This is a genomic window from Listeria farberi, from assembly GCF_014229245.1.
Lineage (GTDB): Bacteria > Bacillota > Bacilli > Lactobacillales > Listeriaceae > Listeria > Listeria farberi.
The window spans coordinates 227,227-253,825 of the sequence record NZ_JAARZJ010000003.1; the positions used below are offsets into that span (position 1 = coordinate 227,227).

The window sequence follows — 26,599 nt, forward strand, 5'->3', positions numbered from 1 at the left end:
AAAACGTTATTTATGGCGTTAACTAGTTCTATAGAAATAGGATGTGTATCTTTCGTCTTATAAGTAATTTCTTTTCACGTAAAATAAAAACAATACAAGGAGGAATTTTTAATGACTTACGAATTACCTAAATTACCTTATACTTATGATGCTTTGGAGCCGAATTTTGATAAAGAAACAATGGAACTTCATTATACAAAGCACCACAATACTTATGTAACAAAACTAAACGAAGCGGTTTCAGGTCGCCCTGAACTTGCAAGTAAACCAGTGGAAGAATTAGTTGCTAACTTAGATAGTGTTCCTGAAGATATTCGCGGCGCTGTACGTAACCACGGTGGTGGTCATGCTAACCATACTTTATTCTGGTCTATCCTTAGCCCAAATGGTGGCGGTGCTCCAACTGGTGAGTTAAAATCTGCTATTGAAAGCGAATTCGGCACATTTGATGAGTTCAAAGAAAAATTCAACGCAGCAGCTGCAGCACGTTTTGGTTCTGGCTGGGCTTGGTTAGTAGTTAATAACGGTAAATTAGAAATCGTTTCTACTGCAAACCAAGATTCTCCACTAAGCGAAGGAAAAACTCCTGTACTAGGCTTAGATGTTTGGGAACATGCTTATTACCTTAAATTCCAGAACCGTCGTCCTGAATATATCGACACATTTTGGAATGTTGTTAACTGGGATGAAGCTAACAAACGCTTTGACGCAGCTAAATAATAATAGAAAGGCTCACTTCGGTGGGTCTTTTTTTATTTCTAATGAATTTCTAATGAACTTACAGTGGAAAAATGATGCTTTTTCAGCTACAATAGGGAAAGGTATTATTGAAAAGTGAGGTAACTTTGCGTGAAACTAAATTTTAGAAAAAAGAAAAGAGATTCCACTAAGAAAAAACGCGCCATCATTCCATTACGTTTAAATATTCTATTCTTTATAATTTTTATATTATTTTCCGTGTTAATTTTACGACTTGGTATTGTGCAAATTGTGCAAGGAGATACGTACAAACGTCAATTAGAAGAAACAGATAATGTGACCGTTTCTAAGAATGTTCCGCGTGGCAGTATTTATGACCGAAATTACAATTTGTTAGTGGGTAATTCAGCAGTCAAATCGATTACCTACACCAGGAGCCAACAAACAGAAACTTCAGAAACACTTCACGTAGCTCAAACATTACAAAAATTAATTACAGTTGAACCAGAAAAACTAACCGAGCGCGATTTAAAAGATTATTGGATTTTGACACATCAAACCGAGTCTTTAAATCGTCTATCTGCAAAAGAACAAGCACTTGAGTCTTCTAAGGCCTATAAAATCCAAGTAGAAAAAGTAACAAAAGATGATATAGCTAGCCTAACAACAGAAGATTTAAAAGTAGCAACCATCTATAAAAAAATGACGACAGGCTACGCAATGACTGAGTCCGTTATTAAGAATAAGGATGTAACGGATGAAGAAATTGCTCGTGTTAGTGAAAATATGGATAGCTTACCAGGTGTTGATACAACTACAGACTGGAATCGTTATTACACTTATGATGAAACGTTACGTTCTATTTTAGGCTCTGTTTCGACAGCAAAAGAAGGGTTACCAAAAGACAAAGCTGAGTATTACTTATCTCAAGGATATAGTCGCAATGACCGTGTCGGTAAGAGTTATTTAGAAGCTCAATACGAAAGTGTTCTAGCTGGGTCAAAATCCCAATCAGAAAGCGTACTTGATTCTAAAGGAAATATTATCGAGACCGTAAGTAAATATGAAGGTTCAAAAGGAAAAGACTTAGTTCTTTCTGTAGATGTAGAATTCCAGAAAGCTGTAGAAGATATTTTACGTAAAAATATTAAACAAGGTAAACAATATGCTGGTTCTGACTTATTTGATCGTGCATTTGTAGTTGCAATGGATCCATATTCTGGAGAAGTTCTCGCACTTGCTGGTCAAAAATTAAATGACAAAGGAGAGTTTGATGACTACTCCTTAGGGACATTCACCACTGCTTATGCAATGGGTTCCGCAGTCAAAGGTTCCACTATTCTAGGTGGCATAATGGACGGTGCAATTACAAATAAAACAGTATTCACCGACCAACCAATTGCCTTAAAAGGAACAAAACCGAAAAGTTCTTGGTTCAATAGAACTGGCGCTGGCAACCGGCCACTTGATCCAGTTGGCGCGTTAGAAATCTCCTCTAACTCCTACATGTATCAAGTAGCAATGAAAATGGGTGGCGCTAAGTATGTTCCAAATGGTCCACTAAGAGCTCCATTAAGTACATTTGATGATATGCGTTATTATTACAATCAATTTGGTTTAGGTGTTAAAACAGGTATTGACCTTCCTGGAGAACAAGTTGGCTACAAAGGGGACGACCAAACAATTGGTAAAATTCTCGATTTCGCCATTGGTCAATATGATTCTTATACACCGCTTCAAATGGCGCAATACGTTTCAACGATCGCAAATGGAGGTTCTAGAATTGCACCAAGTATGGTAAAAGAAATCCGCAATCCTAGTACAAATGGTGATTCTGTTGGAACTCTCGCAACGGCAAATGAACCAAAAGTTTTGAATAAAATCGGCGTTTCAGACAATGATATCAAAACAGTCCAAGAAGGTTTTTATGAAGTAACTCATGGATCAACTGGTACAGCAAGAACAGTCTTTACTTCCAGTGATTATGATGTTGCTGGTAAAACAGGAACAGCTGATGCTTTCTATGATGGACCAAAAGAAGGTAACAAAATGGCCAGTGTCTGGAATACAACGTTTGTTGGATACGCACCAGTTAAAAAACCAGAAATAGCGATTTCCGTTGTAGTACCTTGGATTTACCGTCCATACGGCACAGACCAAAAAACAAATATGAAGATTTCTAAAGAAGTATTTGATAAATATTTTGAATTAAAAAAAGAACGTGCTGAGTCTAATAAAGATGCTTCTAAAGTTGAACAACCAATTAACAATAAAGAAGCAGCTGCAAAAGCACAATCTGAACAAACCGAAAATTAATCTAAAAACCACTTTCATTCTTGCGAAAGTGGTTTTTTATAATTCAAACTGACAAACAATTAAAAAAATGGTGTCTAATATAGATAAAAAACTGCGAAATGGCTTTGTTTATGGTATGATAAAGTAAGTGTAAAATTAACCAGATTTCTGTTTTAAAGCAGAGGTACGAGGATTAAATTGAAGGAGGAATTGTAAACTATGACAAAAAGCTATCATGTCGCAGTTGTAGGTGCTACCGGTGCAGTTGGTACCCAAATGATTGAATTACTAGAAGAGGCGGCGACTTTTAAGATAAAGCAAGTTTCGTTCTTGTCTTCTATTCGTTCTGCTGGAAAAAAATTATCCTTCCGCGGGGAAGAAGTGACTATTCAAGAAGCTACACCTGAGAGTTTTGAAGGAGTAGATATTGCTTTATTTAGTGCTGGAGGTTCTGTATCTAAAGCACTTGCAAAAGAAGCTGTAAAACGTGGAGCTATTGTTATTGATAATACTAGTGCATATCGCATGAATCCTGAAGTGCCGCTGGTTGTTCCAGAAGTAAATGAAAAAGCGCTATTCACCCATAAAGGTATTATTGCTAACCCTAACTGCTCTACAATTCAAATGGTAGCAGCACTCGAACCGATTCGAGAAGCTTATGGTTTAAATCGAATTATTGTTTCTACTTATCAAGCTGTTTCTGGCTCTGGAGTAAGTGCTATTAAAGAACTAAAAGACGGTAGCAGAGCGTTTTTAGATAACAAAGAATTCACGCCAGAAATCATGCCCGTTAAAGGCGATAAAAAGCATTATCCAATCGCATTCAATGCCTTACCACAAATTGACGTTTTCACAGACAATGATTATACATATGAAGAAATGAAAATGATCAATGAAACAAAAAAAATCATGGAAGACGATACTATTAAAGTTTCTGCTACATGCGTTCGAATTCCAGTTGTTAGTGGACATTCAGAAAGTGTTTACGTGGAAATAGAAGAAGAAAGGGTAAGTGCAAAAGATATTCAAAATGTACTTAAAACAGCTCCTGGTGTCGTACTTGAAGATGATCCTGCAAATCAAATTTACCCGCAAGCTATTCAAGCTGCTGGTAAAAAGGAAGTGTTTGTTGGTCGCGTTCGCGCGGACATCGATGATTCTAAAGGCTTCCATATGTGGATTGTATCCGACAACCTACTTAAAGGCGCTGCATGGAATTCGATTCAAATTGCTGAAAGCTTAGTCAAACTAGCGATTATTTAGAGGTGTAAGTAATGAAAATCATCGTACAAAAATTCGGCGGTACATCCGTCCAAAATGAAAAAATTCGTCTAATGGCTTTTAACCATATTAAAAATGCCCTTAAAGACGGCTATAAAGTTGTAGTAGTTGTGTCAGCAATTGGCCGTTACGGCGATCCTTATGCAACTGACACACTATTAGAACTAATAGGAGCAAAAGATACTAAACTAACTGCTAGAGAGCAAGATACGTTGCTGTCTGTTGGTGAAACTATATCAGCTTCTGTCTTTACTAATATGTTAAAAGAGGCAGACATTAAAGCAGAAGCATTTTCAGGTGGTCAAGCGGGTATTATTACATCTAATAATCACTTAAATGCAAAAATCACCGAAGTCGATACAAATCGCCTAAAAAAAGCGCTTGAAACACTTGATGTAGCTGTTGTTGCTGGTTTCCAAGGAATAACTGAAAATGGTGATATAACAACACTTGGTCGCGGTGGCAGTGATACTTCTGCCGCAGCTCTTGGGGTATCTTTACAAGCGGACTATATTGATATTTTCACTGATGTAGATGGTATGATGACAGCAGATCCTCGTATTGTCGAACATGCCCGTTCGCTTCCACGTGTCAGTTATAATGAGGTAAGTAATATGGCATATCAAGGAGCAAAAGTCATTCATCCACGTGCAGTGGAAATTGCAATGACTGCCAAAGTACCGATGCGTATCCGTTCTACTTACTTAGAAAGCACAGGAACTCTTGTCACATCTTTAGCGGATGATTCCGGTCATTTCGATGTAAAAGAACGAATGGTAACAGGAGTTGCACACGTTACAAATTTAACGCAAATTTTTGTAAAAACCGATACTGTAAAAGCACAACAGCAAACTTTCAAAATATTAGCAGATGCTGGCATTAGCCTAGATTTTATTAATATATCAACTGATTCTGTCATTTTTACAGTCCCAGAAGAAAAACGTCGCGTCGTCAAACAACTTTTAGAAGAAGCAAACTTACAAACAACGGTTCGTGAAGACTGTGCAAAAGTTTCTATCGTTGGTGCTGGAATAACCGGAGTTCCTGGTGTTACAGCAAAAATCGTAGGAGCGTTATCCGAAAAAAACATACCAATTTTACAATCAGCGGATAGTCATACCACTATTTGGGTATTAGTAAGAGAAGAAGACTTAATTTCGGCAGTTAACGCTCTTCATGACGTATTTTGTTTGGAAATTAAGTAAGGAGGAAATGAAAGATGGATTTAGGGAAAGTAATTACAGCAATGGTCACGCCAATTCACCCAGAAAAAGATAAAGTATGCAAAAAAAGAATTCATCATCTCGTGAATCACTTAATAGATAATGGATCAGATGGTTTAGTAATCGCTGGTACAACTGGTGAATCTCCAACTTTATCGCATGATGAAAAAATGAAATTATTCCGCCAAGTAGTGGAAACAAACGCAGGACGTGCGAAATTAATTGCCGGCACAGGTTCTAACAACACCGCAGAAACAATTGCTTTTACGAAAGAAGTAGCAGAATTAGGTGGCATTGATGCAGTTTTAGTCGTTGCACCGTATTATAACAAACCAAATCAAGATGGTTTATACGCTCATTTTGTTGCTGTTGCGGAAGCTTCTGATTTACCAGTAGTTATTTATAATATTCCAGGACGTAGTGTTGTTAATATCGAACCTGAAACAATTATTCAGCTCGCAAAATTACCAAATATCATTGGTGTTAAAGAATCCAGTGGCAACTTAGATAATATAAGTAAAATCATTGCTGAAACTTCTGATGATTTCCTCGTATACAGTGGAGATGACAGCTTAACATTGCCTATTTTGGCAGTGGGAGGAAATGGTGTCATTTCTGTTGCAAGCCATGTGATAGGAAATGACATGCAAGAAATGATTCAAGCGTTTGAAAGTGGGGACGTAAAAAAAGCAGCAAGTATACATCGCTCGTTATTACCATTAATGAACGGTCTTTTCTCTGTTCCAAACCCAGCCCCAACCAAATATTTATTAAATCAACAAGGTATTAGCGTTGGACCTGTAAGATTACCACTTGTAGATTTGAATGCTGAACAAGGAACGAAATTACAAGCTATATTAGAAGGACTTTCTAAATAGTTCAAAGGAGGTCTACGCTTTGACAATAAAAAAAGCGAAAAACATAAAAATCATTCCACTCGGCGGCGTCGATGAAAGTGGCAAAAATTTATATGTAGTAGAAATAGACGAAGATATCTTTATATTAGATGCGGGATTAATGTTCCCAGAAAACGAATTACTAGGAATTGATATTGTTATCCCTGACTTTAAATATTTAGAAGAAAATAAAGACAGAGTAAAAGCTATTTTCCTAACTCATGGTCATGAAGATGCAATTGGTGCGCTGCCATACTTACTTCAAAAAATCAAAGCACCTGTTTACGGTACTGAGTTAACCATTGCACTCGCAAAATCAGCGCTTAAAGAACATCGTAAACTACGCTTTAAAAATTTCCATGTCGTAAATGAAGAAACAACTTTATCTTTTTCTAAAATTGATGTGTCTTTCTTCCGCACAACGCATACAATTCCTGATTCCGTTGGGATTGTGCTTGAAACAAGCGAAGGATCTATTATTTATACTGGTGACTTTAAGTTTGATCAATCAGCAAAAGATGGATATGCTTCAGATTTAAGTCATATTGCTGAATTTGGTGAAAAAGGAGTGCTTGCTTTACTTTCAGATAGTTCAGAAGCAGAGCATCCTGGTACTACATCAAGCGATAGTTTAATAGAAGAAGAAATCAGACATGCTTTTAGAATGGCAGATGGTAGAATTATTGTTGCTTGCGTAGCTTCTAATTTAATTCGTTTGCAACAAGTACTTGAAGCATCCGTTGCCACAAAGCGTAAAGTTGCTATCGTTGGTAAAGAATTAGAACGTGTATTTGAAATAGCGGGCAGTTTAGGTAAAATTGTGATTGAAGAAGACTTGATCGTGCCCTTAAAAGAAATAAAAAAATATAATGATGAAGAAATCACTATTATTGAAACAGGAAATTTAGGTGAACCAATTCAATCATTACAACTAATGACTAAAGGTAATCACCCTCAATTTAATATTAAACCAGGAGATACTGTTTATATTACAACAACTCCGTCACCATCACTTGAAACGATGATGGCGAAGACAATGGATATGCTCTATAAAGCTGGAGCAAAAGTATTAACGATGAGCAATAATCTTTTTATCTCAGGCCATGCAAGCCAAGAAGATTTGAAATTAATGCTTAATTTGTTAAAACCAAGATATTTTGTTCCTGTTCACGGAGAATACCGGATGTTAATTAGTCATGCGAAATTAGCTCATGAAGTTGGTATGGCAAAATCAGAAGTATTTATTGTTGGTAAAGGTGAAATTTTAGAATATAAAAATGATAAAATGACTGCTGGAAACCGCGTCTATTCTGGGAATACATTGATTGATGGTTTAGGTGTGGGAGACGTTGGAAACATCGTACTAAGAGACCGTAAGCTACTTTCTGAAGACGGTATTTTCATCGTAGTTGTTACGCTTAATCGTAAAACTAAAACAATTACTTCCGGACCAGAAATCATTTCCCGTGGCTTTATCTATGTTCGTGAATCTGAGCATTTAATTGAAGAATCATCCAAAGTCGTAACAAAAATCGTCGAAAAAAACCTACAAGAAACTGGCTTTGAATGGGCTAAATTAAAACAAGATATTCGCGATCAATTAAATCGCTATCTATTTGAGCAAACAAAACGACGTCCAATGATTTTACCAATCATTATGGAAGTTTAGTAGGAACTGCTGCACTTGAATGTGCGGCAGTTTTTTTCGTTTAAAAGTAAAATAGAGGGGAAAATAAGCTAGGAAGGAGTGATTCAAATGACAGAATTTACATATGATGTAGTTATAATCGGAAGTGGTGCTAGTGGAACAACTGTGGCTTTTGAAGCGCAGGCAGCCGGTCTAAAAGTAGCGATTGTGGAAGAGCGTAGTTGGGGCGGTACATGTGTCCTTAGAGGTTGTGATCCCAAAAAAGTGTTAGTTGGAGCAGCAGAAGCAAGAAATCTTTCCACAAGATTACGTGGTAAAGGTATTAAAGAAGCAGCAACAATTAGCTGGACAGATTTAATGGCATTCAAAGAAACCTTTGTAGAAGATGTGCCTGAAAGTCGCTTGGAAAGTTTTCAAGAAGCTGGGATTGAAACGTTTTTTGGACCAGCAAGTTTTCAAAATGAAAATACTTTGCAAGTTGGTAATGATATACTAAATGCTAAAAAAATAGTGATTGCAACTGGTGCAACACCAAATACACTTAAAGTAGAAGGGCAAGAACACATTCAAACGAGTGATGATTTCTTATCACTTGAAAAACTTCCAGATTCGGTTGTTTTTATCGGCGGTGGTTATATTTCTTTTGAATTTGCATCAATCGCGCTGGCGGCAGGGAGAGATGTGCATATAATTCATCATAATAGCGAACCATTAAAGAAATTCGATCCCGATTTTGTAGCCGCCTTAGTTGCTACACTAAAAGAAGAAGGCATTCATTTCCATTTTGATACAGATATTACTAAAATTACTAAAAATAGTGAAAAACTTCATATCGAAGGTAAAAATAGCTTTTCCTTGGAAACCGACTTAATTATCGGAGCAACAGGAAGAACCCCCAATATCGCCCATTTAGCTCTAGAAAAGGCAAACATAGACTATACAAAAAAAGGCATTACAGTAAACGAGAAACTACAAACAACTAACCACGCACATATTTATGCATGTGGTGATGTAGCAGCTACAAAAGGCGCTCCGTTAACACCAGTTGTTAGTATGGAAGCGGCATTAGTAGCAAAAAACATTTTAGGTGGCAACGAAAAAATCGATTATCCTGCAATACCAAGCGTTGTTTTCACTAGTCCAAAACTTGCAAGCATTGGCATAAGTATGGAAGAAGCAACTGCCAATCCAGAAAAATATCAAATTAAAAACCATGATACAACAAAATGGTATACGTACAGAAGAACGAATGAAAAAATCGCTCTCGCAAAAATCATAGAAGACCGCAAAACTGGTCAAATTAAAGGCGCTCACTTCCTTAGTGAAGAGGCCGATTATATGATAAATTATGTTGCTATCCTAATGAAAGCTAACTTAACTTTGGCTGATTTACAGTCTGTCATATTTGCATATCCATCACCTGCAAGTGATTTAACTGCTTTGAACTAGAGCTTAAATATGTTATAGTGAGGGAGAAATTCGCATAAAAGGAGTAAATTAGATGGAAATTTGGATTATTGCCGGAATATGTGCATTCTTAATTTTTATCAGCGGTATTGTTGTTTTATTTTTCCCAGCCAAGCGAAAAATCGGTGCAATTTTAACAAGCGCTGGAATGTTATTATTGGTTGGTTCAATTATTGGCATTATTGTTAGCTTTTCACACTATCAACAAGTTCAAAATGATGTGTTCAATTATTCTTCTAAAGGTACAAGCCAAGCTACTGCAGAAGAAACAAAAACTTATCAAATAAACTATGAAGATTCCGCAGATAATATTAAGAAAAAAATCACCTCTGTCACGGTCGAAAAGAAAGAAACCTATTCAACAGTAGAAGGCAAGTCAGTTCCTGGCAGTATCACATTACAATTAGAAATAACCAACAATGCAGCCAAAACTCTTGAAACCTATCCGAACCAAGGCCAACTTGAAGCAAATAAGATGGATATAAATGGAGGAGACGCTGTTCTATCTGATTTTGAAACCAACGAAATCGAACCTGGTAAAACGGTTAAAGGAACAATCGTTTTTCCAGTAGAAAAATTAGACAAAGTTTCTGATATTACTTGGATTTCTTATAGTTTCCTAAGCTATTTAAAAGATTCTTCGACACCAATTACAACAGAAACAGGTAAAATCGAACTTAAATAAAAAAACAATATCCCGAAGATGGGATATTGTTTTTTTATTTATTCAGCTACATTCATAACTTCTTTTAAATATTCATCATAAGAAATTTCTTTATTATAAAATTGATCTTTTGATAAATTAATAATACGAGTTGCGATAGTTTGTAGTAATTGATGGTCATGCGATGCAAAGATCATAGCGCCTTTGAACGCTTCAAGACCATTATTTAATGCAGTGATTGATTCTAAGTCCAAGTGGTTAGTAGGTTCATCAAGTAAAAGAACATTTGAACCTGAAAGCATCATTTTGGATAACATACAACGAACTTTTTCTCCACCAGATAAGACGCGTACTTTTTTCAGTACTTCATCGCCACTGAATAGCATACGCCCAAGGAAGCCGCGTAAGAATGCTTCACTATCATCTTCAGGAGAGAACTGACGTAACCACTCTACAAGACTCATGTCGTTTTCCTCAAAGAACTCTGAGTTATCTTTAGGGAAATAGCTTTGGCTTGTTGTAATACCCCATTTATAGCTACCTTCATCAGGTTCCATTTCACCAGCAAGGATTTGGAAAAGAACTGTTTTGGCAACTTCATCATCGCCAACTAAAGCAACTTTGTCATTACGATTGATAGAGAAGGAAAGATTATCAAGAATCTTCACGCCATCAATTGTTTTAGACAAGTTTGTTACAGTTAGAAGGTCGTTCCCAACTTCACGGTCCGGTTTGAACTGAATGAAAGGGTAACGACGGCTAGAAGGTTGAATATCTTCCAGCGTGATTTTTTCGAGCATTTTTTTACGACTTGTAGCTTGTTTGGATTTCGATGCATTCGCACTGAAACGAGCAATGAAGTCTTGTAATTCTTTCATTTTTTCTTCTTTTTTCTTGTTACGATCGCCCATCATTGTTTGAGCTAATTGGCTTGATTCATACCAGAAATCATAGTTTCCGACATATAATTTAATTTTGCTGAAATCAAGATCCGCAATGTGCGTACATACTTTATTTAAGAAGTGACGGTCATGGGATACAACAATAACCGTATTATCAAAGTTAATTAAAAATTCTTCCAACCAGTGAATCGCACGAATATCAAGGTGATTGGTAGGCTCATCCAGAAGTAAGATATCTGGTTTACCGAATAAAGCTTGCGCAAGAAGCACTTTCACTTTTTCTCCACCAGTTAAATCTTTCATTAGTTTTCCGTGTAAATCAGTAGGGATACCTAAGCCGTTTAATAAAACAGCGGCATCAGATTCTGCTTCCCAGCCATCTAATTCAGCAAATTCGCCTTCAAGTTCAGCAGCACGGATACCATCTTCATCACTAAAATCTTCTTTCATGTAAATGGCATTTTTTTCGTCCATAATTTTGTATAAACGTTCATGTCCCATTATGACAGTGTTAAGGACAAGTTCATCATCATACTGGAAATGATCTTGGCGAAGGACAGCTAGACGCTCACCTGAACCAATATGCACATTACCACTTTGAGAATCAAGCTCGCCAGAAAGCACTTTTAGGAACGTTGATTTACCAGCACCGTTTGCTCCAATAAGACCATAACAGTTACCTGGTAAAAATTTAATCGAAACATCTTCAAATAGCTTTTTATCGCCGTAGCGTAAGCCAACATTATTTACAGTTAACATTTTCTTCCTCCAATACTAAGTTACTTCTTCTTGAAATCAGAAAAAGCACAATTACTTCTATTTTAACATGGTTAGTGCAGCAAAGAAAGCATACACCCATAAATAAATGTTATAATGTAAAAATAAGGAGGGAAGCTAAATGGATTATCAGCAAACTTTACATAAAAAAGTTGCGCTTTGCCTTAGCTTGCAAGGTGCAAAAGAAACATTCCCGTTTGATTCTAAAATGCACGCTTTAACACTTGGTGATAAAATATTTGCGCTCATACATATGTATCACGGGGAATTATATGTCAGTGTTAAATGCCAGCCTGAGAGAATTGATTTATTGCGCGATGAATATATGAGTATAAAACCCGGTTATCACTTAAATAAAAAGCATTGGATTACACTTGTGATTAATGAAAAATATGATGTCGAAGCGGAAACAGAATTTGCTTTAATCAAAAATAGTTACCAGCTGATTTTTGACAAACTGCCGAAGAAAGCACAAAATACTGTAAGATTCTCTGCAAATGATTAAGGAAGATAAATAATTCTTTACAAAAAAACATCTCATGCTATAATGATTGTTGTACGATAATTTCATAGACGTTACCACAGGGGGGGCTTCTTAGCTGAGATTGAATCCGCGTGTTTTTGGATTCTGACCCTTTGAACCTGTTCGTTAATACGAGCGTAGGGATTGTGGCGATTGCATTTCTAACAATAGAAACTGCTTTCTTCTGGGGTACGTTTTTGACCAAAAAGAAGAGGGGAGTTTATTTTTTATGCAAAACAAACGATTAATCATTTTACTTGAATGTGCTATCTTTGCAGCAGTTGCAATGGTACTAAGCTTTATCCCGCTAGACATTGGTTCCAGTTTTTCGATTTCACTAGGAATGATTCCAATGTACGTTATTGCAATTCGTCGCGGTTTTTGGGCGGCTGGATTTGCCGGACTTTTATGGGGGTTACTACATTTTTTAACAGGGAAAGCTTATATTTTAATGCCATCTCAAGCAATTATAGAATATATCCTAGCCTTCAGTTTTATTGCTTTCAGTGGCGTATTTAGTAAACAAGTTCGAAGTAATTTAGCTGCTAACCAACTGAAAAAAGCTATTCAATGGGCGTGGGGTACCATGATTATTGGTGGTGTGGCTAGATATTTTTGGCATTATGTAGCTGGCGTTTTATTTTGGGGCGCTTATGCTTTTCAAGGTTGGGGAGCACAGTTATTTTCAGCAGTGATGAACGGAGCTAGTTGCCTCGGTACTGTTGTTGTTTGTGGGATAGTTATTTCAATACTACTCAAAACAACGCCAAAATTATTCTTACCTAAATAAAGGAAAGCCCTGTTAGTAAATCTAATAGGGCTTTTTAGTATGTTATAATAGAATAAATACTGTCTTACAGCTTATCTGAGTGCTCATTTTTACGACCAAAAGTTTAGCAGCGATGTTCTTAACGTGCCACAAGTACGAAATCATCTTGTTTAGTAACTTCCGTTTGAATGCTACACTATTTTAAAGCTGTTTTTTTGTATTTAAAAAGTTTAAATCCGTACTAGTTAGGGAAATTAGTTACCGATTGCCAATTTTTTTGGTAGTGGTAAAGAAAAAATGGAGGTGTGTAAGCGTGTTAAAATTCGAACACGTAACGAAGACTTATAAAGGGGGCAAAAAAGCTGTTAATGATCTAACACTTAACATCGATAAAGGAGAATTTGTTTGTTTTATCGGTCCAAGTGGTTGTGGAAAAACGACAACGATGAAGATGATTAACCGGCTTATTGAACCTACAGAAGGCAAAATATTTATAAATGATAAAGACATCATGGCGGAAGATCCCGTCAAACTAAGACGTTCTATTGGTTATGTTATTCAGCAAATTGGCTTGATGCCACATATGACGATTAGAGAGAATATCGTCCTTGTACCAAAATTACTTAAATGGTCCGAAGAGAAAAAACAAGAGCGGGCGAAAGAATTAATTAAATTAGTTGATTTACCAGAAGAATTTTTAGATCGTTATCCTTATGAATTAAGTGGTGGACAGCAACAACGTATCGGTGTTTTGCGAGCGCTTGCAGCAGAACAAAACTTAATTTTGATGGATGAACCTTTTGGAGCACTAGATCCGATTACTCGTGATTCTCTCCAAGAAGAATTCAAAAATTTGCAAAAAGAACTCGGAAAAACTATTATTTTCGTTACCCATGATATGGATGAAGCGATTAAACTAGCAGACCGTATTGTTATTATGAAAGCTGGCGAAATCGTTCAGTTTGATACACCAGATGAAATTTTACGTAACCCAGCAAATTCATTTGTAGAAGATTTTATTGGTAAAGACCGCTTAATTGAAGCAAAACCCGATGTCACCCAAGTAGCACAAATTATGAACACGAATCCAGTTTCTATTACAGCAGATAAGTCACTACAAGCTGCGATTACTGTCATGAAGGAAAAACGTGTAGATACGTTACTTGTTGTTGATGAAGGTAATGTATTAAAAGGCTTTATTGATGTAGAGCAAATTGATTTAAATCGTCGTACAGCAACCTCTGTAATGGATATTATTGAGAAAAATGTTTTTTATGTCTATGAAGATACTTTACTTCGTGATACAGTGCAACGAATCCTAAAACGCGGTTATAAATATATCCCTGTAGTAGATAAAGATAAACGCCTCGTCGGAATTGTTACTCGTGCCAGCTTAGTTGATATCGTTTACGACTCCATTTGGGGCACTGTAGCTGATGTGGCAGAAAATCAGGAGGAACAGGCGGATACCCAAACGACAGAACCAGAAATGAAGCAGGAGGGATAAGCTATGGACGCAATTGTTACATTTTTTCAAGAAAACGGCCATAACTTGCTTGTTCAAACATGGCAACATTTATTTATCTCTCTATCTGCTGTTATTTTAGGTATTGCGGTTGCGGTACCAACAGGGATTTTACTCACACGTTCTCCAAAAGTAGCGAACTTTGTGATTGGTATAGTTAGTGTTCTCCAAACCGTTCCGTCACTTGCCATTTTGGCGTTCATTATTCCGTTTCTTGGAGTTGGTACATTACCAGCGATTATCGCACTGTTTATTTACGCATTGTTACCGATCCTGCGTAATACTTTTATTGGAGTTCGAGGAGTCGATAAAAATTTAATCGAATCTGGTCGTGGTATGGGAATGACAAATTGGCAATTAATCATTAATGTCGAAATCCCTAACTCTATATCAGTAATTATGGCTGGTATTCGTTTATCAGCTGTATACGTTATCGCTTGGGCTACACTTGCTTCATATATTGGAGCTGGGGGACTTGGAGACTTTATTTTTAATGGCTTAAACTTATATCGTCCAGATTTAATTCTCGGCGGAGCAATCCCAGTAACTATTTTAGCTCTTGTAGTAGAATTCGCGCTTGGAAAATTAGAATATCGCCTAACTCCAAAAGCCATCCGTGAAGCTCGGGAAGGGGGAGAATAACATGAAGAAAAAATTTATCGCGTTATTCAGCGTTTTACTACTAACGAGTTCTCTTTTCTTATCTAGCTGCTCCTTACCAGGACTTGGAGGAAGTTCTAAAGATACTATCCGTATCGGCGCAATGGCTACAACCGAATCTCAAATTGTTTCAAATATTTTAAAAGAATTAATTGAACATGATACTGGCTTAAAAGTAGAAATTGTCAACAACCTCGGATCAACTATCGTTCAACACCAAGCGATGTTAAATGGAGATGTGGATATTACTGCTACTAGATACACCGGTACAGATTTAGTTGGTCCACTAGGTGAAGAAGCTATAAAAGATCCGGAAAAAGCCTTAGCAGCTGTAAAAAAAGGATTTGAAGAGCGTTTTCACCAAACATGGTTTGATTCTTATGGTTTTGCTAATACGTATGTGTTTATGGTACGCCAAGATACTGCCAAAAAATACAACTTAACTACAGTTAGCGACATGCGTAAAGTAGAAAATGAGCTTACTGCTGGGGTCGATAATTCTTGGATGGAACGTGAAGGTGACGGTTATAAAGCATTTTCAAAAGCTTATGACATCGAATTCAAGAAAATTTTCCCAATGCAAATCGGCTTAATTTATACCGCACTTAAAAACAACCAAATGGATGTGGCACTTGGTTATTCAACAGACGGCCGTATCCCAACATATAACTTAAAATTACTAAAAGATGATAAAAAATTCTTCCCACCATACGATGCTTCTGCCCTAGCAACAGATGAAATTTTAAAGAAACATCCAGAATTAAAAACTACTATCAATAAATTAAAAGGTAAAATTTCTACAGAAGAGATGCAAAAACTAAATTATGAAGCAGATGGTAAGCTAAAAGAACCATCCATCGTAGCGCAGGAGTTCTTGCAAAAAAATAATTACTTTGAAGGTAAAAACTAAGGAGGTGCCAAAAGATGGACACATTAAAACAATTAATTGATTATTACCAAACAAATGGAAGTTATGTCATGGAAGAGTTCTGGCGGCATTTCTTAATGAGTGCGTACGGAGTTATCTTTGCCGCAATCATAGCGATACCACTTGGAGTATATATTGCAAGAAAAAAACGCTTAGCTGGTTGGGTTATCCAAATTGCCAATATCATTCAAACTATCCCGGCACTTGCAATGTTAGCTGTACTTATGCTAATTATGGGCTTAGGGACGAATACAGTCGTTTTATCTTTATTCCTATACTCTTTACTTCCAATTCTAAAAAATACCTACACAGGCATTAGAAACGTTGATGGAGCGCTTTTAGAATCTGGCAAAGCAATGGGAATGACAAAATGGCAGGTACTACGCCTCATCGAAATGCCACTCGCATTATCTGTTATTATGGCAGGAATTCGAAATGCCCTTGTTATCGCGATTGGCGTTGCAGCCATTGGGACATTTGTTGGAGCAGGTGGTCTCGGTGATATTATTGTCCGCGGAACCAATGCAACTAACGGAACCGCCATTATTTTAGCAGGTGCCATTCCAACAGCAGTCATGGCCATACTAGCCGATGTACTTTTAGGATGGGTTGAACGCACTTTAAATCCAGTAAAGAACAAAAGAAAACCACTGACCGAAGTCCTATAAGAACAATCGAAAAACACAACCTATTAGTTATGTAAAAGGTTGTGTTTTTCATTTGACAAAGAATGTTTCCCGTAGTAAACTTTTTACCATAAACGAAAGAAGGTCAGGGAGCATGAAAAAGGAAAAAACAGAACGTACAAAACAAAGCTGGAGAAAAGCACAGAATGCTCCCAGCTTAAGCGAAGTAAATAATTCAGTAGCAATTCCAAAAAACGCTAAATTCTTCCGAAAACTATTTGCATTTATGGGACCAGGTGCTCTTATTGCAGTTGGCTATGTCGACCCTGGAAACTGGGCAACTTCCATTGCTGGAGGCTCAGAATTTGGTTACACGTTATTATCTGTTATTTTAATTTCCAACATTTTAGCCGTCTTATTGCAATCACTTGCATCAAAATTAGGTATCGTAACAGGGCGTGATTTAGCCCAAGCTTCAAGCGATCACTTTTCTAAACCATTTGGATTTGTACTTTGGATTTTGGCTGAATTAGCGATTATTGCAACAGATATAGCAGAAGTTATTGGAAGTGCGATTGCGCTTAATTTACTATTTGGAATTCCATTAATCTGGGGCGTTTGTATTACAGCATTAGATATTTTTCTTGTATTATTTTTACAACATAAGGGCTTCCGCTACATAGAAGTTATTGTTATTACGTTAATGGTTACGATTCTTGTATGTTTTGGGGCGGAAATGGTGATGTCACATCCAGACATGCAAGCAATCGCCAAAGGTTTTATTCCACAATCAGAAATCGTTACAAATCCAGCTATGCTTTATATCGCACTTGGTATTCTTGGAGCGACTGTTATGCCACATAATTTATACTTACATTCATCTATCGTTCAAACAAGACAATATGCGCGAACAAAAGAAGGAAAGAAAGAAGCAATTCGTTTTTCCTTCATTGATTCAACATTTTCCTTAACAATTGCTTTATTAATTAATGCCTCAATTTTAATTTTGGCAGCAGCAGCTTTCTATACTACAGGTCAACATAATGTCGCGGGTATTGAAGATGCATACAAATTACTTAATCCAACTCTTGGAAGCAGTATCGCCAGCACTGTTTTTGCAGTAGCTTTACTTGCTTCTGGCCAAAATTCCACTTTAACAGGAACTTTAGCTGGCCAAATCGTTATGGAAGGTTTTCTAAATATCCGTTTAAAACCAGTGGTGCGTCGTTTATTAACGCGTGTACTAGCTATAATCCCAGCTGTTATTATTACGGCTCTCTACGGGGCAAATGGTATCAATGAACTACTAATTTTTAGTCAAGTTATTCTATCTATGCAATTATCATTTGCTGTAATACCATTAGTTATGTTTACAAGTGATAAACAAAAGATGGGCGAATTCGTTAACCCCACATGGTTAAAAATTATTTCTTGGACTGTTGCTATTTTCATCGCTGTTTTAAATATCTATTTGCTATTTTATACTTTAACATCATTATAAAGCAGGGTAGAAGACAATAATTATATTATGTAAACAATTAAAAATAATTTTCTCATTTCTTTCCCTCGAAATTTTCATCTTTATACTATATAATTGAATTATATAATACTAATGGCGTAGTAAAGGTGTTGATTAACAATGACGGATAAACTATTAAAACAACATAAAAGGCTTTTAGAACAGCAACATAAACTACCGTACACAATTAAACTGGACGGCGAAGTTTTTACAATCATTATTTATACAAAATTAAACAAAGTAGCTGGTGTAACAGTTCTAAACTCACAAGAAGAACCAGCAACAGTAAAACAAGCAGAAGCAGTAGTTAATCGTATTCAAAAGTATAATTTCTATTTTGAATACTTGGGTAAACGAGCTCATGTAATTAAAGAACGCGATAGCATTATTGCTGAAAAGATAGAACAAACGCAATTAATTTTAAATGATAATACTATTTTTGGTGGACCAATGCAGCCAACGATTGATGAACTTAATTTAGCGATGGAAGTTTATAAACAACAACAACGCAAATTGGACGTTTATCAAGAAGATATTACTTTACTCAACCAAAAAATTAAAATGCAAGGTGAAATTTTAGAAGAAGATTGGGAATCAGCCGAAAATCTTTCCATTGCGTTTACTAAAGCTGCCTATGCGCAAACTATTTTCTTAGAAGCAACGCGAAAGAATCGGAAACAATTGGCAAAATGGTTCCATCTCCATCAAAAAGAACTACCAACTGAAAAACAAAAAGCATTAGGAAAAATAGTATCTGTTCTAAGTGACACAAATGCTGGACTTGTATTTGATCAAATAATTTCTCTTAGACCGCTTCTTGAAGAAGGTTTAATGCTTGATCATGAGCAATCTTTAACCCAGCGTGCAGCTGAGTTTAATAAAGAGTTCGAGACACATTGTCGTTTCTATAAACCTAATATTAATAAAGTGAAAAACTTAATCAGACAATAAGAAAAAGCTAAGTGGCGTAAAAACCACTTAGCTTTTTCTTATTTAATAATTCCTTGATCTTGAAGATACTCTTTAGCAACCGTATAAGCCGATTTACCATTTACGTTCACTTCATAGTTCATTTTACGCATTTCATCGTCTGTAATTTTTCCTGCAAGTTTATCTAGTGGTTTTTTTAGTTCGGGATATTTATCTAATGTTTTCTTCAGCATAAGAGGTGCACCTTGATAAGGAGGGAAGAGTTGTTCATCATCTTCTAGCACTTTTAGCTTGTACTGTGCAAGTTCACTATCAGTTGAATAAGCATCTAACAGGTTAATATCACCAGATTTAATCGCATTATAGCGAAGTTTTGGTTCCATTGTTTTTAAGTTTTGGAAAGTAAGTCCATATTTATCTTGAATTCCTTTATAACCATCTGAACGATCTTTAAACTCTAGAGTAAATCCAGCTTTAACTTGATCAACCACTGGATTTAAATCAGATATTTTCTCTAATTTGTTTGCTTTAGCAAATTCAGGTGAAACAGCAAGCGCATAAGTGTTATTGTATTCCATTGGTTTTAAGTATGTCATATCAAAATCTTTTGCTAAACCATCACGTGCTTGCGTATAAACTTTTTCTGGATTATGCGTTTTTGCGTTTTCTTTTAAGAAAGTTTCTAATACGGTACCTGTAAATTCAGGATAAATATCAATATCACCTGATTTTAAAGCATTAAATACAAAGCTTGTTTTACCCATATTAGGTTTCACATTAACTTTTAAATCTGTCTCATCTTCAATAACTAATTTGTACATATTAATTAAAATTTCTGGTTCTGCGCCTAGTTTACCAGCGATTGTAATTTCTTTTTTATCGGAAGCAAAATAAGGAACGACGATGATTGCGGCAGTGAGTAAAATTCCTGCTGAAATCGTAATAATCGTACTCTTAAAAGAGGCTTTTTCCAGAAAGCGTAGTAGAAAATCAAACAAGATTGCGAGTAATGCTGCTGGAATTGCACCAAGCAGAATTAAACTATTATCGTTACGATCAATACCAAGTAAAATCAAGTCCCCCAGACCACCAGCACCAATTAATGCAGCAAGGGTCGCCGTACCGATAATTAATACCATAGCTGTACGTATACCAGCCATAATTACAGGCATTGCAAGAGGTAGTTGTACTTTATATAATCTTTTCCATTTGTTCATTCCCATTGCGCGTGAAGCTTCGACAAGGGCTGGGTCAACTTCTTTTATCCCAGTATATGTATTCCTTAAAATAGGCAACAGGGCGTAGATTACAAGCGCAATAATTGCTGGAACTATCCCAATACCGACAAGTGGAATTAATAACCCAAGTAGAGCAAGGGAAGGTATTGTTTGAAAAATAGCAGCTACTTGAATAATTGGTTCAGCAAGTCGTTTATGTCTAGTTAAGTAGATACCTAGGGGCAAAGCAATGAGTACAGCAATAAAAAGGGATACGAACGAAATTTGAATGTGTTGTACTAAGGCCGTGAATAGTTCATCTTTACGGACAGCAAATGTATCTAACAATGTATTCATACAAGCTCACCCGAACTTTCAAGATGACGCGCTAAAAATTGCATCACATGTTTATTAGTAATCGTACCGATAAACTGACCGGTTTCATTCTTAACTGGAACCGATTGTTCTTCGGCAATGCGGCGAACTAGATTTTCAACTGGTTCGTTCGAGGAAATTCCCATCGTCCCGTCACTAGCTTGATATGCGTAAAACAAATCAGCCTCTATTAAATCATTTACTGTAAAACTTGATTCTAATATAGGTGTATTGAACGCGTGCCCAGAAGCTAAGAAATCTTTAACAAAATCATTTTCAGGATTTTTTACAATTTCTTGTGGAGTAGCGACTTGGACGATTTCGCCGTCTTGCATTACACAAATCCGGTCTCCAAGTGCCAGAGCTTCTTGCATATCATGGGTAACAAATACGATTGTTTTCTTGATTTTCTTTTGAAGTGTGGAAATGTCTTGTTGTAGACGTTGGCGTGAAATAGGATCAAGCGCGCTAAAAGGCTCATCCATTAAAATAATTCCTGGATCGGCCGCAAGTGCGCGAACAACACCAACACGCTGCTGCTCTCCGCCAGATAATTCAGCAGGCTTACGATGGCGATAGCTTTCTGCATCTAAACCCACACTATCAAGTAATTCGGTAATTCGATCATGGATTTTTTCTTTACTCCATTTCTTTAACTCTGGAACAATAGCGATATTTTCTTCAATTGTCATGTGAGGAAACAGTGCTATTTGCTGTAAAACATAGCCAATATCCCAGCGGAGTTCATGAATATCGTAATCACTAATGCGCTTTTCATTAATATAAATGGTTCCAGTTGTAAGTGGAATCAAGCGATTAATCATTTTTAATGTTGTTGTTTTCCCGCAACCACTAGGTCCGATGAAAACAAAGAACTCGCCATCTTTTATGTCCAAAGTAACATTATTCACTGCTGTCTTATCATCGCTGTACTTTTTGGATACATTATCAAAACGAATCATTTTTTCATCCCTTTCTTCATTTAATCGAATATATGTTCTATATCATATCATTTCTGATTTTAATTCTCAAGAACATATCATCCAATTACCCTAAATTATTACTATATATTCCTATTTTAATAAAAAACTATGGATTTCTTTGTAAAAGTTAGGTTCCATGATAAAATAAAGGAAGTGAATTTTCTAAATTACATCAATGAAAGGTTTGAAATAAATAATGAACAACTTGCAAGCACAATTTCCTCATATAGCTATTAAATTAAATGAACCCTTATCTAAATATACGTATACGAAAACAGGTGGAAATGCGGATATTTTTGTTTTGCCAAAAACAATAGAAGAAACTCAGGAAATCGTTACTTATTGTCATCAAAACAAATTACCGCTTACCATTCTTGGTAATGGCTCTAATTTAATTATAAAAGACGGTGGTATTCGTGGAGTAGTTCTGCACTTAGACTTACTTCAATCCATTGAAAGAAAAAATACACAAATTATCGCGATGAGTGGGGCTAAGTTAATTGATACAGCAAAATTTGCATTAGATGAAAGTTTGAGTGGACTTGAATTCGCTTGTGGCATCCCTGGATCAATTGGCGGCGCATTACATATGAATGCAGGTGCTTATGGAGGCGAAATTAGCGATGTTCTTGAAGCGGCAACTGTTTTAACACAGTCGGGCGAATTAAAAAAATTAAAGCGTTCTGAGCTAAAAGCAGCTTATCGTTTTAGTACGATTGCTGAAAAAAACTATATTGTATTAGACGCAACCTTTGCACTTGAATTAGAAGACAGAAATATTATCCAAACAAAAATGGACGAACTTACTGCTTTAAGAGAGTCAAAACAACCTTTAGAATATCCATCTTGCGGAAGTGTATTTAAACGTCCACCAGGCCATTTTGCTGGCAAACTAATTCAAGATAGTGGCTTACAAGGCCATATTATTGGTGGCGCCCAAGTTTCCCTAAAACATGCTGGTTTTATTGTCAATATTGGTGGTGCGACAGCTACTGATTATATGAATTTAATTGCTCATGTACAACAAACTGTACGTGAAAAATTTGATGTAGAATTAGAAACAGAAGTTAAAATTATTGGTGAAGACAAATAGTTATATTTAAGTAGGAGGTCATACATTTTTGAAAGAGTTTAGTTTATTTTTACAGAATCGAAGCGTACGACGTGTTGGCGTATTTCTTCTAATTGCTTTCGTACTTTATTTACTCAGAAGCCAAATGAATATTATTTTATTAACATTTATTTTTTCATATCTTATCACTCGTCTAGAAAATTTTATTTTAAGACGAATTTCAATATATCGACAAATTATTGTATTGTTGCTTTATGTTTTAATTGCTGGTGTTATCGTATTTGTTTTCGTGAAGTATATCCCTGTTTTAGCAGATCAAATAAATCAATTAGTGAAATTTGGTAATAGCTTCTTAAAAACAGATAGTAATAATGATTTTATTAACTACATTGTTAGTTTAGCAAATCAATTTGATATTATGAAATACACAGAACAAGGCGTTTCAATGATTCTAACTTATTTGACCAACGTTGGGACAGTGTTGATGAATGTATTTATCGCACTGATGCTAAGTTTGTTTTTCTCATTAGGAAAAGATCATTTGATTTCATTTACTAATCAATTTTCCACCAGTAAAATAGGGTTTATTTACGAAGAAGTAAAATTCTTTGGTTCCAAGTTTGTAGCTACTTTTGGGAAAGTAATTGAAGCTCAATTTATCATCGCTCTTGTTAATGCTATTCTCACGACGATTGCGCTATGGATTTTAGGTTTCCCGCAGCTAATGACGCTATCAATTATGGTTTTCTTACTAGGCTTGATTCCTGTAGCAGGAGTAATCATTTCCCTTGTTCCTTTAACCATTATTGGATATTCTATTGGGGGCATAGAATATATTTTCTACATTTTAATAGTAGTTATTATTATTCATGCACTTGAATCTTATGTACTTAATCCAAAACTTATGTCGGCAAAAACAAATTTACCAGTTTTTTATACTTTCATTATTCTTATTTTCGGAGAGCATTTCTTTGGAATTTGGGGATTAATTGTTGGTATTCCAGTTGTAATGTTCTTCTTGGATGTCCTAGGTGTCACAAATCAAGAAGAAATTAACCAACCAAAAGATACAATCAGTCATACGTAATTCACACGGGGGTTCTTCCAGATTAGCTGGAAAACCCCTGTTTTTTAAAGGGGGGAAAGCATAATGGAACAACATCTTTTTGTGATTTCATTAGATGCGCTAGGAGCACTTGATTTAAAGGATACGTCTGAGTTACCAGTTTTACGAGAATTAATTCAGACAGGGACACATATTCAAGAAGTAGAAACGATTTATCCATCACTTACATATCCAGCACATACGAGTATTATTACTGGTCATTATCCGACAACTCACGGTATTATTAATAACACAAAAATTCAACCCGAGAAAGATTCTCCAGATTGGTTTTGGTATAAAAAAGCGATTCAAGTTCCTACTTTATATGATTTAGCAAAAGAAAAAGGAATGACAACCGCAGCATTTTTATGGCCAGTTGCAGCAAAAAGTAATATTGATTATAATATTGCTGAAATTTTCCCAAATCGCTTTTGGTTAACGCAAATGATGGTGTCGCTTCATGCTAGTTCATCTTTATTTTTAATCGATATGGACCGGAAATTTGGACATTTACGAAAAGGGATAAATCAACCAGAGCTTGATATATTTTTGACAGCAAGTGTTGTAGATACAATAAAAACAAAAAAACCGACCTTACTTTTAACACATTTAGTAGATATGGATAGCATGCGTCATGCCCACGGAGTTCATTCAACAGAAGCAAAAGCTGCTTTAAAAAGACATGACAACCGTTTAGCTGAAATTATTCAAGCCACGAAAGATGCTGGTATTTATGAAAATACAATTTTCGCTATTTTAGGTGATCATTATCAAATAAATGTAACGCACGCAATCCGCTTAAATGTTCTCTTTGCTGAAAAAGGCTGGCTAACAGTGGTAGATGGCAAGATTACAGACTGGAAAGTATATGCCAAAAGCTGTGATGGTTCTTGTTATATTTATACGAAAAATGAAAAACATAACCAAGAAATCGAGTTTTTACTACAAAGCATCAACGAAATAGAAGAAATTTTGTCAACGAAGGAATTAACACGTCGAGGCGCTGACAGCCAGGCTACTTTTATGGTAGAGGGGAAGAGTGGTTACTACTTTATGGATGACATAGATGGTCCACTTTACGAAAAAGTGACTGAGGAGACGCTTGGAAAACCAGGTTATTACAAGGCGGTTCACGGCTATTCTCCAAGTAAACCGGATTATAAAACAACAATTATTTTTAACGGACCTGGCATTAAAAAAGGCGAAAAAATTGCCAGTGCACATTTAGTTGATGAAGCTCCAACATTTGCCCGAATTTTAGGCTTACAATTTCCAAATACTGCTGGTACTGTAATAGAAGCGCTATTCGAATAGAAAAGAGGGGAAATACATTTGGCATATACAAAAGAGGAAAAAAGCTGGATTTTTCAAGATTGGGCGAATTCTGCCTATTCTATTATGATTACAACTGCCATTTTGCCGATTTATTTTAAAGGGGTGGCAGCCAATGCAGGAATTGCTGATACGACTTCAACTGCTTACTGGGGTTATGCAAATTCGATTGGTACTTTACTTATCTCATTACTTGCACCAATCCTTGGTACGATAGCTGATTATCAATTTTTTAAGAAACGGTTTTTCGGCATTTTTACAGCAATAGGGATTGCTTTTACTTTCTTACTTATTTTTATTCCTACTGATGCTTGGCTTTTGTTACTTGGCTTTTATGTGTTATCATTAATCGGTTTTTCGGGGGCAAATATTTTTTATGATGCATTTTTAATTGATGTAACAACGAATAATCGAATGGATAAAGTGTCATCTGCCGGATATGCGTATGGTTATTTAGGAAGTTGTATCCCTTTTATTATCTTTATTATTTTCCAAGCGACTGGTATATTGCCGATTAGCGATGTCGCACTTGTCAATATTGGTTTTGTTATGACGGCGCTTTGGTGGCTATTTTTCACGATTCCTATGTGGAAAAATGTGCATCAAATCCATTATATTCCTGCAGTGAAAAAACCAGTCACAACAAGTTTTAAAAGGTTATTTCATACAGTAAGTCATATTAGTGAACATAAAAATATTGTTATCTTTTTAATTGCCTATTTCTTCTACATAGATGGGGTGGATACGATTTTCCGGATGGCGACTTCTTACGGAATTGACTTAGGAATTTCGCAAACGACATTGATTTTAATTCTCTTAATGACGCAACTCGTGGCCTTTCCGTTTACATTGTTATACGGCTACTTAGCTAAACGTTTTAGTGCCAAACCGCTTATTTCCACTGCAATTTTTGTTTATATTATCATTTGTATTTACGCGGTATTCATGAAAACATCGCTTGATTTTTGGATTTTAGCGATGTTAGTTGGAACTTCGCAAGGTGGTATTCAAGCGTTAAGCAGATCATTTTTCGGGAAAATTATTCCTAAAAAACGTTCTAATGAATTTTACGGTTTTTATAATATTTTTGGTAAATTTTCAGCAATTATGGGGCCGGCACTGATGGGTGTAATCACACAAATAACCGGGAAAACACAGTACGGGGTAGCTAGCTTAATTGTTC

23 protein-coding genes and 1 riboswitch are annotated in these 26,599 nt (G+C 36.0%); of the genes, 20 read left to right on the forward strand and 3 right to left on the reverse strand.

Annotated features, from left to right (window positions below; genetic code table 11):
- The first annotated feature begins 111 nt into the window (after positions 1-111).
- The 8 genes from HCB45_RS04245 to HCB45_RS04280 all read left to right on the forward strand — a co-directional run bounded on the left by HCB45_RS04245 (position 112) and on the right by HCB45_RS04280 (position 10,194).
- Positions 112-720, forward strand: coding sequence for a superoxide dismutase (locus tag HCB45_RS04245; RefSeq protein WP_185618962.1), 609 nt, complete (start codon positions 112-114; stop codon positions 718-720).
- Between the two features lie 129 nt (positions 721-849).
- The gene (locus HCB45_RS04250) at positions 850-3,015 is read left to right on the forward strand and encodes a peptidoglycan D,D-transpeptidase FtsI family protein (RefSeq protein WP_185318780.1); all 2,166 of its coding nucleotides are present in this window, start codon (positions 850-852) and stop codon (positions 3,013-3,015) included.
- Positions 3,016-3,213: 198 nt separating this feature from the next.
- The gene (locus HCB45_RS04255; protein ID WP_185618964.1) at positions 3,214-4,257 is read left to right on the forward strand and encodes an aspartate-semialdehyde dehydrogenase; all 1,044 of its coding nucleotides are present in this window, start codon (positions 3,214-3,216) and stop codon (positions 4,255-4,257) included.
- Between the two features lie 11 nt (positions 4,258-4,268).
- Entirely contained in the window at positions 4,269-5,480 is a 1,212-nt protein-coding gene (gene dapG / locus HCB45_RS04260) for an aspartate kinase (protein ID WP_185318778.1), read from the forward strand.
- A 14-nt stretch (positions 5,481-5,494) separates the two neighbouring features.
- The gene (gene dapA / locus HCB45_RS04265; RefSeq protein WP_185318777.1) at positions 5,495-6,376 is read left to right on the forward strand and encodes a 4-hydroxy-tetrahydrodipicolinate synthase; all 882 of its coding nucleotides are present in this window, start codon (positions 5,495-5,497) and stop codon (positions 6,374-6,376) included.
- Positions 6,377-6,395: 19 nt separating this feature from the next.
- Positions 6,396-8,063 (forward strand): ribonuclease J, encoded by a 1,668-nt coding sequence (locus HCB45_RS04270; RefSeq protein ID WP_185318776.1) that lies wholly within the window; start codon positions 6,396-6,398, stop codon positions 8,061-8,063.
- Positions 8,064-8,150: 87 nt separating this feature from the next.
- Positions 8,151-9,491, forward strand: coding sequence for a dihydrolipoyl dehydrogenase family protein (locus HCB45_RS04275; protein WP_185618967.1), 1,341 nt, complete (start codon positions 8,151-8,153; stop codon positions 9,489-9,491).
- Positions 9,492-9,543: 52 nt separating this feature from the next.
- Positions 9,544-10,194, forward strand: coding sequence for a hypothetical protein (locus HCB45_RS04280; RefSeq protein WP_185618968.1), 651 nt, complete (start codon positions 9,544-9,546; stop codon positions 10,192-10,194).
- A 38-nt stretch (positions 10,195-10,232) separates the two neighbouring features.
- Here the strand turns inward: HCB45_RS04280 and HCB45_RS04285 are convergent, their stop codons facing one another.
- Entirely contained in the window at positions 10,233-11,834 is a 1,602-nt protein-coding gene (locus HCB45_RS04285; protein ID WP_003771831.1) for an ABC-F family ATP-binding cassette domain-containing protein, read from the reverse strand.
- Between the two features lie 139 nt (positions 11,835-11,973).
- Here HCB45_RS04285 and HCB45_RS04290 point away from each other — a divergent pair, with 139 nt between their 5' ends.
- From HCB45_RS04290 to HCB45_RS04325, 8 genes are all read left to right on the forward strand, one after another.
- Positions 11,974-12,357, forward strand: a complete 384-nt coding sequence (locus HCB45_RS04290; RefSeq protein WP_185618970.1) for an MmcQ/YjbR family DNA-binding protein — start codon at positions 11,974-11,976, stop codon at positions 12,355-12,357.
- A 69-nt stretch (positions 12,358-12,426) separates the two neighbouring features.
- Positions 12,427-12,537: riboswitch (TPP riboswitch) on the forward strand.
- 67 nt (positions 12,538-12,604) lie between these two features.
- Positions 12,605-13,165, forward strand: coding sequence for an energy-coupled thiamine transporter ThiT (thiT, locus tag HCB45_RS04295; protein ID WP_185318773.1), 561 nt, complete (start codon positions 12,605-12,607; stop codon positions 13,163-13,165).
- Between the two features lie 292 nt (positions 13,166-13,457).
- Positions 13,458-14,651 carry a betaine/proline/choline family ABC transporter ATP-binding protein gene (locus HCB45_RS04300; protein WP_185618972.1) on the forward strand — a complete coding sequence of 398 codons (1,194 nt, stop codon included), beginning with the start codon at positions 13,458-13,460 and terminating at the stop codon, positions 14,649-14,651.
- Positions 14,652-14,654: 3 nt separating this feature from the next.
- Entirely contained in the window at positions 14,655-15,311 is a 657-nt protein-coding gene (locus tag HCB45_RS04305) for an ABC transporter permease (protein ID WP_185318771.1), read from the forward strand.
- A 1-nt stretch (position 15,312) separates the two neighbouring features.
- Positions 15,313-16,239, forward strand: coding sequence for an osmoprotectant ABC transporter substrate-binding protein (locus tag HCB45_RS04310; protein WP_160465745.1), 927 nt, complete (start codon positions 15,313-15,315; stop codon positions 16,237-16,239).
- Between the two features lie 14 nt (positions 16,240-16,253).
- Positions 16,254-16,925: an ABC transporter permease gene (locus tag HCB45_RS04315; RefSeq protein WP_185318770.1), complete on the forward strand. Its 672-nt coding sequence runs from the start codon at positions 16,254-16,256 to the stop codon at positions 16,923-16,925.
- A gap of 112 nt (positions 16,926-17,037) precedes the next feature.
- Complete coding sequence (locus HCB45_RS04320) at positions 17,038-18,384, forward strand: Nramp family divalent metal transporter (protein ID WP_185618974.1); 1,347 nt, start codon at positions 17,038-17,040, stop codon at positions 18,382-18,384.
- A gap of 138 nt (positions 18,385-18,522) precedes the next feature.
- The gene (locus HCB45_RS04325; protein WP_185318768.1) at positions 18,523-19,353 is read left to right on the forward strand and encodes a hypothetical protein; all 831 of its coding nucleotides are present in this window, start codon (positions 18,523-18,525) and stop codon (positions 19,351-19,353) included.
- A 38-nt stretch (positions 19,354-19,391) separates the two neighbouring features.
- Here the strand turns inward: HCB45_RS04325 and HCB45_RS04330 are convergent, their stop codons facing one another.
- Both HCB45_RS04330 and HCB45_RS04335 read right to left on the reverse strand, forming a co-directional pair.
- Entirely contained in the window at positions 19,392-20,906 is a 1,515-nt protein-coding gene (locus HCB45_RS04330; RefSeq protein ID WP_185618975.1) for an ABC transporter permease/substrate-binding protein, read from the reverse strand.
- On the reverse strand, positions 20,903-21,886 hold the full coding sequence (locus tag HCB45_RS04335) for an ABC transporter ATP-binding protein (RefSeq protein ID WP_185318766.1): 984 nt from the start codon (positions 21,884-21,886) through the stop codon (positions 20,903-20,905). The genes HCB45_RS04330 and HCB45_RS04335 overlap by 4 nt, the downstream gene beginning before the upstream one ends.
- A gap of 217 nt (positions 21,887-22,103) precedes the next feature.
- On the opposite strand from HCB45_RS04335, the gene murB reads away from it, so the two are divergent.
- The 4 genes from murB to HCB45_RS04355 all read left to right on the forward strand — a co-directional run.
- Positions 22,104-23,000 (forward strand): UDP-N-acetylmuramate dehydrogenase, encoded by an 897-nt coding sequence (gene murB / locus HCB45_RS04340; protein WP_185618977.1) that lies wholly within the window; start codon positions 22,104-22,106, stop codon positions 22,998-23,000.
- Positions 23,001-23,028: 28 nt separating this feature from the next.
- Positions 23,029-24,066: an AI-2E family transporter gene (locus HCB45_RS04345; RefSeq protein WP_185318764.1), complete on the forward strand. Its 1,038-nt coding sequence runs from the start codon at positions 23,029-23,031 to the stop codon at positions 24,064-24,066.
- A 63-nt stretch (positions 24,067-24,129) separates the two neighbouring features.
- Complete coding sequence (locus HCB45_RS04350) at positions 24,130-25,398, forward strand: alkaline phosphatase family protein (RefSeq protein WP_185618979.1); 1,269 nt, start codon at positions 24,130-24,132, stop codon at positions 25,396-25,398.
- A gap of 18 nt (positions 25,399-25,416) precedes the next feature.
- Positions 25,417-26,599 (forward strand): MFS transporter (locus tag HCB45_RS04355; RefSeq protein ID WP_185618981.1); only part of this gene is annotated, 1,183 nt, incomplete at its 3' end.